At 65.8% G+C, this 11,566-nt stretch carries 9 protein-coding genes; 5 read left to right on the forward strand and 4 right to left on the reverse strand.

Going from position 1 to position 11,566, the window contains the following annotated elements; all coding sequences use genetic code 11:
• Positions 1-35 precede the first annotated feature (35 nt).
• On the forward strand, positions 36-1,076 hold the full coding sequence (gene dinB / locus ACFQS7_RS26865) for a DNA polymerase IV (protein WP_380070238.1): 1,041 nt from the start codon (positions 36-38) through the stop codon (positions 1,074-1,076).
• A 49-nt stretch (positions 1,077-1,125) separates the two neighbouring features.
• Here dinB and ACFQS7_RS26870 read toward each other — a convergent pair whose 3' ends face one another.
• The 4 genes from ACFQS7_RS26870 to ACFQS7_RS26885 all read right to left on the reverse strand — a co-directional run bounded on the left by ACFQS7_RS26870 (position 1,126) and on the right by ACFQS7_RS26885 (position 5,349).
• On the reverse strand, positions 1,126-2,028 hold the full coding sequence (locus ACFQS7_RS26870; RefSeq protein ID WP_380070227.1) for a DMT family transporter: 903 nt from the start codon (positions 2,026-2,028) through the stop codon (positions 1,126-1,128).
• A 248-nt stretch (positions 2,029-2,276) separates the two neighbouring features.
• Positions 2,277-3,302 (reverse strand): hypothetical protein, encoded by a 1,026-nt coding sequence (locus tag ACFQS7_RS26875; protein WP_380070228.1) that lies wholly within the window; start codon positions 3,300-3,302, stop codon positions 2,277-2,279.
• Positions 3,303-3,541: 239 nt separating this feature from the next.
• On the reverse strand, positions 3,542-4,300 hold the full coding sequence (locus ACFQS7_RS26880; protein ID WP_380070229.1) for an SDR family oxidoreductase: 759 nt from the start codon (positions 4,298-4,300) through the stop codon (positions 3,542-3,544).
• A gap of 167 nt (positions 4,301-4,467) precedes the next feature.
• A complete protein-coding gene (locus ACFQS7_RS26885; protein WP_380070230.1) occupies positions 4,468-5,349 on the reverse strand; it encodes an alpha/beta fold hydrolase in 882 nt (293 codons plus the stop codon).
• A 504-nt stretch (positions 5,350-5,853) separates the two neighbouring features.
• Here ACFQS7_RS26885 and ACFQS7_RS26890 point away from each other — a divergent pair.
• From ACFQS7_RS26890 to ACFQS7_RS26905, 4 genes are all read left to right on the forward strand, one after another.
• The gene (locus tag ACFQS7_RS26890; RefSeq protein ID WP_380070231.1) at positions 5,854-7,110 is read left to right on the forward strand and encodes a serine hydrolase domain-containing protein; all 1,257 of its coding nucleotides are present in this window, start codon (positions 5,854-5,856) and stop codon (positions 7,108-7,110) included.
• A gap of 1,038 nt (positions 7,111-8,148) precedes the next feature.
• The gene (rsgA, locus tag ACFQS7_RS26895) at positions 8,149-9,231 is read left to right on the forward strand and encodes a ribosome small subunit-dependent GTPase A (protein ID WP_380070232.1); all 1,083 of its coding nucleotides are present in this window, start codon (positions 8,149-8,151) and stop codon (positions 9,229-9,231) included.
• 175 nt (positions 9,232-9,406) lie between these two features.
• Positions 9,407-10,462, forward strand: coding sequence for a spore photoproduct lyase family protein (locus ACFQS7_RS26900; protein ID WP_380070233.1), 1,056 nt, complete (start codon positions 9,407-9,409; stop codon positions 10,460-10,462).
• 1 nt (position 10,463) lies between these two features.
• Complete coding sequence (locus ACFQS7_RS26905) at positions 10,464-11,474, forward strand: radical SAM protein (RefSeq protein WP_380070234.1); 1,011 nt, start codon at positions 10,464-10,466, stop codon at positions 11,472-11,474.
• Positions 11,475-11,566: the final 92 nt, after the last annotated feature.

The raw sequence follows: 11,566 nt of genomic DNA on the forward strand, positions 1-11,566 counted from the left end.
ATGCTCCGCCAATACGCAAGATTATCCACATCGACATGGACGCGTTCTACGCCTCGGTCGAGCAACGGGACCATCCGGAGCTGCGCGGCAGACCGGTCGCGGTCGGCGGCTCGCGCGAGCGGGGTGTGGTGGCCGCCGCGAGCTACGAGGCACGCAAGTTCGGCGTACATTCGGCCATGCCCTCGGTCACCGCTCGGCGGAAATGTCCCGAGCTGGTCTTCGTGCCGCCGCGCTTCGATGTCTACAAGGCAGCGTCGTTGCAGATCCGCACGATCTTTGCCGAACACACGGCCCTGATCGAGCCCCTCTCGCTGGACGAGGCCTATCTCGACGTCACCGAGAACCTGCAGGGCATCGCCTCCGCGACCGAGATCGCGCAGCGCATCCGGGCCAGCATCAAGGCCGCGACGGCGCTGACCGCCTCGGCCGGGATTTCCTACAACAAGTTCCTGGCCAAACTGGCCTCCGACCACCGCAAGCCCGACGGGCTATTCGTTATCACGCCGCGGATGGGACCGGCCTTCGTCGAAGCCCTGCCGGTCGGCAAGTTCCACGGCATCGGCCCGGCCACCTCGGCCCGGATGAACCAGCTCGGGATCCACAATGGCCTCGACCTGCGGGCGCAGGACATGGCGTTCCTGCAGCGGCACTTCGGCAAGGCCGGCGCCTACTATTACTGGATCGCCCGCGGCGTCGACGAACGCCCGGTTCGGGCGGATCGCATCCGCAAATCCGTCGGCGCGGAGAACACCTTTGCCACTGACCTGGCCACCCTGGACGCCGCAGGCGCGGCGCTGCAGCCGATCATCGAGAAGGTTTGGCGATACTGCGAGGGTGCCGATATTCGCGGCCGGACGGTGACGCTGAAGGTCAAGTACGCCGACTTCAGCCAAGTCACGAGGAGCAGGACGGGCATTGCACCGGTCTCCAGCCATGGCGAGTTGGAACAGGTGAGCCTCGCGCTGCTCGAGCCGCTGTTTCCGGTCCCGAGAGGGATCCGGCTCCTTGGCGTCACGCTTTCCGCTCTCAATGAAAGCTCAGCTGAGACCGACGCACAGTTCCGGTTATTGGTGTAGCGATCGAGAGCACTGCTGTAGATGGGCATGGTTGACGATCCCATGCGTCTCAGCCGGTTTGCCGATGTTTCTCCTCCGTTGCCAGCGGTGCTGTAGGCCGCCGGACTACGAGAGCGATTGCGCCCAGTACGCAGACCAGGGCCGCCACGTCGAACGGACCAATCTCGCGCTGTACGAGTAGCGCGCTGCTGGCGACACCGAGACAGGGCACCACCAGCAGCGAGAGGCTGGCTACGCTGGCCTTCAGCCGTCCCACCACGGGGAACCATGCGGCGTAGGCAAGCGCATTGGCGAAGACGACCATATAGAAAAGGCCGAACCACCCGCGCCCCGCTGCCGAGTGCAGATAAGTGTGATCGTGCAGCAGCAGCCACACCACGAACGCCGGCGGCGTTCCCAGCAGCAGCTGCCAGGTCGTGATGAGCAACACGGGGCTGCGGAAGCGCAGCTTCTTGCTGAGCACCGTGCCGGCGCCGAAGGTAGCGCCCGCCATGAGGCCCAACGCCACACCGAAGCCGTTCGGACCCTCGGTCCCCATGGTGCCTGCTAGGATCAGCAGCACGGCAGCGAGCCCAAGGCCAAGTGCCATCAGGATGCGGCGGTCCAGGCGCTCGCCCAGCACCGGCACCGCGAGCAGCGAGGCCCAGAGCGGCATGGTGTAGTTCAGGATGGCAGCCTGCCCCGGCCCGACCAGCATCACGCCGGCGATCAGCGCGAAGGGGAAGACGACCATGATCAGCAGGCTGAGCGCGAGCACGCCGCGCCACTCCTCGCGGTGCGGCAGGATACGCCGACCCGGCGCACGCAGACAGAGCAGCAGAAGCAGGGTTCCGGCACCGGCATTGGCCAGCAGGCGGGCGGTGATCAGGTCTACCGCCTCCAGCGTCCAGGCCATAAAGGGATAGCTGAAGCCCCAGCAGAGCCAGACAATGAGCAGCAGCGGCCAGGTCACGCGGCGCGCTCGCATTGCCGGCTGGAGAGTTTGCGCGGATGTTCCATCACAGCCACCAGGAGAAAGGAGGCACCCCGGCGCGGTCATGCCAGGCAGGAGTGGTACCAAAGGTGTAGGCGGGCCGGCGCCCCTGGTCCATCGCCTGCGGCGGTCCGATAGTGCTGCATGCAAAGTCTGCAGGACATCACCTCGACGCCGAAGCATTGCAAGCTCAGGCACCTCGAGCTGCCTGACGGTATCGGCCCAATCTACCGCTCAATCGCGGCTTGCAGCAGCAGTGCTACGTTCAGCACGATGAAGATCACAGCAGGGACAATACAAGACCGATGATCTAGCCGTGCCAATTTATAGCGATCGCCTTCTCCCCGATCGGCGTGCTCGACCCGTAGCCTGACCAGTACCGTCGCTGCCGCAATCGCAACTACGTAGGCTAGACCGGCAACATGGAGCTTGTCGATGAGTGTGAGGCCATGTTCGCTGCCGAGTGCGGCGCTCGCCGACCGCATGTTGATCACCATGGCGAAGAGGGACGCGACGAGCAGGGTGACCCGCGGCGCGAAAGTCGTAGCATTCACCGGCACGAGGCAACCGATAAGGCAGATCAGGAAGCCTGCGTAAAGCGCTGCTGTCAGCTTGGCGAAGCCCGTCCAGTCTGATCGCTCCAGTTCGAGCACTGCTCGAAGTCGGCCAAATCGGCTTGCAGAGCCGGAAGTCGCAGGATCGCCGAAGTTGGTCGCGTAGGTAGCGGATTCTACCTCGATACGCATGGAGCGGATGCGCCAGCCTTCAACCGCTTCCTCCAGGCCAAAGCCTGAGTTTGCTGCATCGGCTTCGTACGAGACAGCGGGCTCCTCTTCGATTCCCTCCTCAAAGATGATCGCCAGCGCGTGCCGGTCAAACGGATAATTTCCGAGATCCCATTGATGGTGGAAGGTGCCGGTCAGCTTCCGTTGGCTCCAGCTCACATCACCACGTGGCATCGTGCTCTCGAGCCGCACCGCGATCGTGTCGGCATTCGGAAATTCCATGGTCTGCAGCGCGCGCGCCGAATTGGGTCCAACAGCCCAGATCCAAAAATTAGCGCCGAAGGTGCCGCGGCTCAGATCGAAGCCATGCAGATCCGTGATGAAGGCTCCTATCTTGTGTCGAACGGGGTGGGGCGGCTCGACTGAAGGAACTTGTCCATAGGCATGCGCGGCTGTGCCGAGGACAACGAGTGATACTAATCCAAGCACCACCCAGGCGAGGCTTCGTGAAGATGCAGCCGTCAACATCTTCTTTGGGCCTCCCCGCAATGTGGACCTGCTCACCCGCATACTCGCACGACGCCGCCGGTCTATGCACTTCATCATTGAATTCAGCTATACGGATCCCCGATGGCCGTGCCTGAGAACCTTCTGATCGGATTTGTCTGATGGCGGTTCTCCATGTCAATCACCGTCCTATGCTCGCGGCATCCGTCGTCCATAGGCTTTGAACGGTGCATGGCTGAGTGCCGTCCCAGCCTGATCCGCTAGGGCGTCTGCGCCCCAGTGTAGAAGCGGTTCCAGGTTGGGCTGACGAGGATTTCGTTGACGCAAACGCGCGCCGGCATGCGCGCCACGAACAGAACCGCGGCGGCGAGATCATCGACCTGCAGCATCCTCGCTCTCTCCTCCGCTGGAACAGGGACAGGCCGCGCATCGAGAATGGGCGTGGCGACATCGGCGGGGCAGATGCAGCAAGACCTGATGCCGTTGGTGCATTCCTCGAGATTGATGCTTTCGCTGAGCGCCACCAGACCGTGCTTGGCGGCCGTGTAGGCCGGCCCAGGCATGCGGAGAACATGGCGACCAGCCCAGGAGGCGACTTGGACGATGAGCCCGTCCCGCCTGGCACGCATCATCGGCAGAACGGCGGCCGTCGTGTGAAACGGTCCTGCGAGGTCAGCCGCCAGCACGGAGGCGAAGCCTGTCGCATCGACCTCGGCCCAGCTCCGCCGGCGGATGTTGAGGCCGGCACTGTTGACTAGGATGTCGCACCGGCCAAGCTCAGCCTCGATCCGACCAGCAACGGCAGTGACCGCCGCCGGATCGGCGACATCGGCCGGCGATACGGTAGCGGAGCCGCCAGCCTCGCGGATTGCGGACGCGGTCGCTTCGAGGGGCGCCTCGCGCCGGCCGCTCAGGACCAGCGTCGCACCTGCTTTGGCCAGAGCAAGCGCAGCAGCTTGGCCAATGCCGGAACCCGCGCCGGTGACCCAGGCCACCTTGTCTCCTAGCGAGGCGTCCATGGAATTGTAATCCCGATGCTGGAGCTTTCCATTAGGAACTGGTCGGGCCCGGCGATCAACGGGGCAGGCGTGCGTCACATGACCTGTGTCAAAGCGAGTTGCGCGGAAGGCGGCAAAGCCGATTTGAGTTGGAGCCCGGCTCCAACCGGCAGTCACACCGCAAGCCGTCAAGGGCCAAGGAAGCCGCTGACCTCGGTGACGAAGGCTTCAAGCCTGTCGTGGTGGACCCAGTGCCCGGCGCGCTCGAACGATACGACCCTGGCGTTCCGGAAGTGGCGGGCCCGGCCATCCCGCGAGGGGTTCGATGCCCAGCTCTCGTCGCCATACACGAGGAGCGTCGGGCACGTGACGCGGCCCCAAAGATGCTCGAGGTCAGTCCGTGTCATGTCGTAGGGCGGCTGCGAGCGGACGTAGTTGTCGAATTTCCAGCTGTAGGTGCCGTCTTCGTTTTGGTTGACCCCGTGCCGGGTCAGGTGCCTGGCCTGATCGGTGCTCAGATGCCTGTTCTCCTCCTGCATGCGCCGGAGGGCCTCGTCCACCGACGTGTAGCGGCGCGGCATCCGGCCCGCGAGCGAGCGCTGCTCCTCGATCCAGGCCCGCATACGATCATCGATAGGCCGCTCGGCACGCTTCGCTGCCACATCCGGCGCCGGTCCCAGACCTTCGATTGCGACCAGCTTCCGCACTGCTTCAGAGTAGATGCCAGCGTAGCGCAGCGCGATGTTCCCGCCCAGCGAGTGCGCCACGATGGTCACAGGAGCCAGTTCCTGCTGGTGAATGAGCTGAGCGAGGTCATAGATGTAGGCCGCCATGGAGTAGTTGCCGTCAGGGGACCACTGGCTGTCGCCATGCCCACGGAGGTCGAGCGCGATGACGTGCCAATCTCGTCGCATCGCCCCGGCGACCCAGTCCCAGTTACGGCAATGGTCCCGCCCACCATGGACGAGGAGCAGCGGCGGGGCATCTGGATTGCCCCAGTCCACGTAGTGCAAGCGGAGCCGCTGCGAGAAATAGACGTGCGAGGTGGGGCCGGCTGGTTCCATGTCCATCGTGGCAGTCTCCGGTCCTGGTCTGGGCGTCTACCCGGACGCGCCGCAGGTGCCGCTCCTCGACGGCACCGTTGCGCTATTTTGCCTTGCGGCCAACCCTCGCCATAATGCAACAACCAGCTCATTCGGGCCATCCTGGGGAGTATCGGGTCGGTCCAGTCGATCCGCTGCCTCCCTCCAAGTCCCTGCGGGGAGGATCCGATGGCCAGCCGAACCGCATCGCCAGCAACACTCTGCGCTGGATCGTCCTTGCCTGGGCCGCGTGGCAGCTTCTGTCCGGCAACTTCCCGCTTGGGCACGCAGTGTACGACCAGATACGGGGCATCGGAGCGGATCATCTCTCCTGCTTGGAGAAGTGCTTGGGTCGGGCCGGATGTTTTCCGGACTTCTGTCACTCAGTTTGGATGCGGGGAGTTTGCGGCTGACCTGGCCACGTGCTCCCTTGTGCGGAGTTAGCGACACAGCGGCAGGTCCGCGCCGGCAACTGACACTGCAGGAGGCGACATGGCAGCATCCTCTGAGGACGGTCAGGCGGCCAGCTTGCCCAACGAGGGCGCTCTCCGTCGCGCTGCTCCGGAAGCAGTGGGCATCTCATCCGAACGCGTCGCCCGCATCATCCCCGTGTTGCGTGCTGAAGCTGAAGCGAGGCGGCTTCCAGGAGCCGTCCTCGCCGTCGCGCGGCGTGGGCATCTCGTATTCCACGAAGCCGTTGGTTACCTCGATGCCGACCAAAGCATCCCAATGCCGCTGAACGCGATCTTTGCGATTGCCTCGATGACCAAACCCATCGTGGGTGCTGCCGCGCTGATGCTGCTGGAGGAGGGCCGGCTCGGGCTCGCCGATCCGGGGGAGCGCTACTTGCCGCAACTAGGAGCCAGGCGGGTCGCGGTGCTGAGCGAGTCGGTTCTGTCCGGACACGGCCCGGTGGAGACCGTGGCGGCAGAGCGTTCGATCACGATCGAAGACCTGATGCGCCACACGTCCGGTCTCACGTATGGCGGGAGAGGCACGACGGCGGTGCACCGGCTCTACCCCGTCTCTTCGGACGCCGCAGGGGCCAGCCTCGATATTACAGAGTTCCTGGATCGGCTGGCGGCCGCTCCGCTGTTGTTCCAGCCCGGGACGGTCTGGGATTACGGTCTGTCGATCGACGTGCTCGGATTGGTGGTTGAGGCCATCGCGGGCCAGGAGCTCGGCGGCTTCCTGGAGCAGCGGCTGTTCCGCCCGCTTGGCATGACCGACACCGGCTTCCAGGTGCCGCTTGGCAAACTAGAACGCCTCGCCCGTCCACTGGCGCGCGACCCTGACACTGACGCGATGCAGACGGTCCCGGACCGCGGCAAGGCGCTACGCTTCGAATGCGGCGGTGCGGGTCTTGCCTCCACCGCTGCCGATTACCTCCGCTTTGTCCAGATGCTGCTGGATGGAGGATCACTCGGTGAAACCCGTGTGCTCGGTCGCAAGATCGTGGAGATGATGCGAGCGAATCGCCTGACATCCGGGATCGAGAACCGCATCTCCGCTGTCGACCTACTCTCGGATGGCTATGCCTTCGGGTTGACGGTTGCCGTGCGCGAGCGGGCAGGCAGCCTCATGGGCAGCTCCGGGGATTTCTACTGGAACGGGGCATATGGAACGCACTGGTGGGCCGACCCGCAGGAGCAGCTGGCTGTGGTGTTCATGGCGCAGACGCGGGGCCTGCAGCGGCGGCGCTACAGGCAGTTCGTGAACGCCCTCGTTTACCAAGCGATCATCGACTAGCGGGACGGCGGGCATGCGGACCTCCTGGCACCGTGCTGTGCCTTTCGCCATCCTGGTCGTGGCGAGCTTCGCCGCGCTTGCTGCGGTGGCGCAGCAGCGGCCGCCCTTTCCGCCGACCCGAGACGTAACTGTCACTTACCGGGTGGAGAACGGCAACCAGCCTACCAGCGCACGCTTGGCGTGGTCCGTTGATCTACGTGCGCTGCGGGCCGACCTGCCCGCTGGTACGCCTGCCTCTCTGAGTGGAGTTCCCTTGCCGGCTGGTGCATGGGTGGTGGTAAATCTGCGTGCCGCTCGCGCCTTTGCCGCGGATGATGGCACCGGCCTCGTGCTCGACCTGCCCGAACTTGCTGCCCGGGCTCAGGCGGGTGAGCGCGCGCTGGCCGGCGCTCGCGCATCCCGTGAAGGGGTGGACCGTGTCGCGGGCCTGCCATGCACCGTCTGGCGTCTGGAGACAGCGACGAAGCCGCCCAGGGGCCGTCCGGTACGTGTCTGCCTAACGGCTGATGGCGTGCCGCTGCGCGCCGAGGAGGAGGGCCGCAGGGCCCGTGCTGAGGCAACTGCTATCGCATACGGGCCGCAGGACGCGATCCGCTTCCAGCGACCCCAGGGAGGCTTAGCCGGGGACACCGGTGGTGCCCTGGGCAGGGCGCTCGGTGGTATGCTGCGCGGTAGTCAGGGTGGCGCGCAGGACATACTGCGGGGGCTGCTCGGTCCTCGACCTTGATCAGGGGCTGCTCGAACCCGGACGATTGGAGAAGATGCCGGACAGGCCCACCGTGGCGGACCAAGGCCAGCCGCAAGGCCGCAAAAGGCTTGTCGCTGGTCCTGAATAGCGCCACGAGTGATTATGATGAGGCGACGAACGGGGCTATTGTCCAGCGGGACGACGCCAATCCCCCGGCAAGGCATGGCGGCGCGTGATCGTCGGCGCAATAGACGATGACCCGCGTAATGTTGGGCTAATGGCCTACCGCGCCACGGTCCAGAGGGTCGGTTTGCCGCCCGGCCGCTGCCAGAGTCCCATCCCATGCGAGAGTGTCGCTTTTGATCGAACAGTATGGCTGGTCCGATGCGTGGAGGCTGGCATTCGAGCCGCATGCGCGCGCCGGCTACCTCCCCGGGCGTATCATCGTCCAGCGGCGCCAGGCTGATCTGGTAGTCACGGATGTCGGCAGCCTGAGCGCCAGGCTCTCCGGACGCCTGCGCCACGAAGCCCGGGAGGCAGGCCATCCGGCCGCCGGCGACTGGGTTGCTTTGTCGGCGAACGCGGCCGAGGGCACAGCCATCATCCATGCTGTCCTGCCTCGTCGCACAGCCTTCGTGCGTCGAGCGGCCGACAGCGTGCAGACACTGCAGGTCGTCGCCGCCAACATCGACGTCGTCTTCGTCGTCACCTCGATGAACGCCGATCTTAATCCGCGTCGGCTCGAGCGCTTCCTCGCTGCTGCCTGGCAGAGCGGAGCACGGCCGGTGGTGGTGCTGACCAAGGCCGATCTGTGCGAGCAACCGGAGGGCCAGGCCGCCGAGATAGCGACCTTGGCGGCGGGCTGCTCGGTGGTCATCGTCTCGGCGCGACAAGGCCTTGGCCTCGGCGGCTTGATGGATCACATCCTGCCGGGCGAGACCTGTGTGCTGATCGGCTCCTCCGGCGTCGGGAAATCCACGCTGGTCAATGCCCTGTTGGGTGAGGAGCGGATGGCGACCCAGGACATCCGCGCCGGGGATGCCCGAGGGCGCCACACCACCAGCTATCGCCAACTCGTCCTGCTGCCAAGCGGAGGGCTGATCCTTGACACGCCCGGCATACGTGAAGTGGGCCTGATCGACGCTGATGCGGGTCTCAGCACGGTCTTCGATGACATCGAGCGCCTGGCCCAGGATTGCCGCTTTCGCGACTGCGGGCACACCACCGAACCGGGCTGTGCGGTACGCGACGCGCTCGACAGGGGCCTCCTCGACGCCGACCGCTGGGCGCATTTTCAGAAGCTGAGCCGGGAACTGGCGGCGTTGGAGCTGACGAAAGACCGGACGGCGGAGGAGGTTGAACGCCGTCGCCTGACTGCGCTGCAGAGGGCGTACCGGTCGACGAAGAAAGATCTGCGAGATCCGCGCTCCTGAACACGGGCGCAAAGCCGCTATGATCGAATCTGATTGAGACCCGCCATTCCGCGTCCGGCCAGCATGACTGACCGCGATGCGCCCACCCGATCGGGGCGGGAAGCCGAGCATGATGCTGCCTGGAATCTGACCCGCCCCCTGGGAAGCCGGGGCAGCGCTCCCACATCCCGCGTGGATGACCACCCTCCCGCTCGACATCGCCCGCATCTACCTCGAACCCGCCGTTGAGGAGCACGCCCGCGGGCGGGAGATCCTCGCCCGCTTTCCGCAGGCCGAGCGCATCCCGGTCGCCTCCCATTGGCGCATCCCGGAACTGCGGGACGGCGATCCCGGCGACTACCTGGCCGCCAAGCGGCAGGCCTTGGTGCTTGGCGTGAAAAAAGGCCTGACCTTCCGCCCCAACGGGCGGAGCGCGGACTTCATCGCGCCCTCCTCCTCCAACGGCTGCGCCATGGCCTGCGCCTATTGCTACGTCGCCAGGCGCAAGGGACATGCGAACCCCATCAGCGTCTTCGTCAACATCGAAGCGATCCTGGCCGCCACCGCCCGCCACGCCGCACGACAAGGTCCGAAGACGGTGCCGAATCAGGTGGACCCGCAGTCCTGGGTCTACGACCTCGGCGAGAACGGCGATCTTTCCGTCGATGCTGCGATTTCAGACAACGTGCGGGACCTCGTCTCGCTGTTTCGCACCCTGCCGAACGCGAAGGGCAGCTTCGCGACGAAATGGGTGAACCCGGATCTGCTGGCCTACGATCCCCGTGGCCGCACGCGCATCCGCATGTCCCTCATGCCGCCCGCTTTGGCGAAGCTGCTGGATGTCCGCACCTCCCCCGTGGCGGAGCGCATCGCCGCTATCCCGGACCTCCACAGCGCCGGCTACGAGGTTCATGTGAACTTCTCCCCCGTCGTGCTGCGTGAGGGGTGGGAAGCGGAATGGAGCGCGCTGTTCGAGGAGCTGGACGACATCCTGCCTGCCGCCGTGAAGGATCAGCTCGCAGCCGAGATCATCATGCTCACCCACAACAAGGATCTGCACGAGATCAACCTCGCCTGGCACCCGAAGGCGGAGGAGCTGCTCTGGCGCCTGGACATCCAGGAGGAGAAGGTCTCCGAGAGCGGCGGCGTGAACCTGCGCTACCGCACCGGCTGGAAGCGCCGCTGGCTGCAGCGCTTCAAGGACTTGCTGGCCGCCCGCATGCCCTACTGTCGGGTGCGCTATGCCTTCTGACGTGCTGGAGGCCCCCGCCCGCGCCCACCCGCTCTGGAAGCCAAAGCGCCTGCTCATCACCCCCTCTACCCTCTCCTGGCCGCAAGGCGCGACCATGGCGGAGCGGGCCGCGGTGCTCGGGGCGGAGGTGGTGCGGCTGAAGGCCGACCGCCTGACCGGCCTGCCCGATACCTACCGCGACGCCAAGACGACCATGGCCGTCGTCGTCGCCTCCGCCAGCCGCCGCAAGCCGCAGCCCATCCCGCCCAGCGCCGATTGGCGCTTCGACCTGGCCGAGGGCTGCCCGGCCCATTGCGCCTACTGCTACCTCGCAGGCTCCCTCGCCGGCCCGCCGATCATCCGTGCCTATGCCAACCTGCCCGAGATCCTGGCCAGCCTGCCGCCGTTACTGGGCCAGGGTCAGGTCACCTCTCGCAATGCCGCCCGCGCGGCGGAGGGCACGACCTTCGAGGGCTCCTGCTACACCGATCCCTTGGGCATCGAGCACATCACCGGCAGCCTGGCCGAGACGATCCGCTTCTTCGGCGCTTGGGAGGTGGAGGCGCAGCTCCGCTTCACCACGAAGTACGATGCCATCGGCACCCTGTTGGACCTGCCGCATAACCGCCGAACGCGCATCCGCTTCTCCGTCAATGCGCGCGGGGCGGAGGGCTTCGAGGGCGGGGCGCCGCGCGTGCGGAACCGGCTGCACGCCATGCGGCAGGCCGCCATGGCGGGCTACCGCATCGGCCTCACCATCGCGCCCATCCTAAACCTGCCGGACTGGCGGGAGGCCTACGACGCCCTGCTGGCTGATTGCGCCGCCGCCCTGGACGGCGCGCCGGACCTCGACCTGACGGTGGAACTCATCACCCACCGCTTCACCGAGGGCTCACGGGAGGTGCTCCAGAGCTGGTATCCCGGCAGCGGCCTGGAGATGGACCCGGCGCAGCGTAGCCGAAAGCTCACCAAGTTCGGCTCGGCCAAGTACGTCTTCCGTACCCATCCGCAGAGGGCCGCCTACCGGGATTAGTCTGAACCTGCCTTCTGATCTTACGGGCGTTCTTTCGAGCGCCGTTAAGGGCAGCGGGTGGGGTGCGGGATGGAGATCATCACCGGCGTCGA

Origin of the sequence: Dankookia sp. GCM10030260, assembly GCF_042666655.1 — a bacterium.
Taxonomy (GTDB): Bacteria; Pseudomonadota; Alphaproteobacteria; order Acetobacterales; family Acetobacteraceae; genus Paracraurococcus.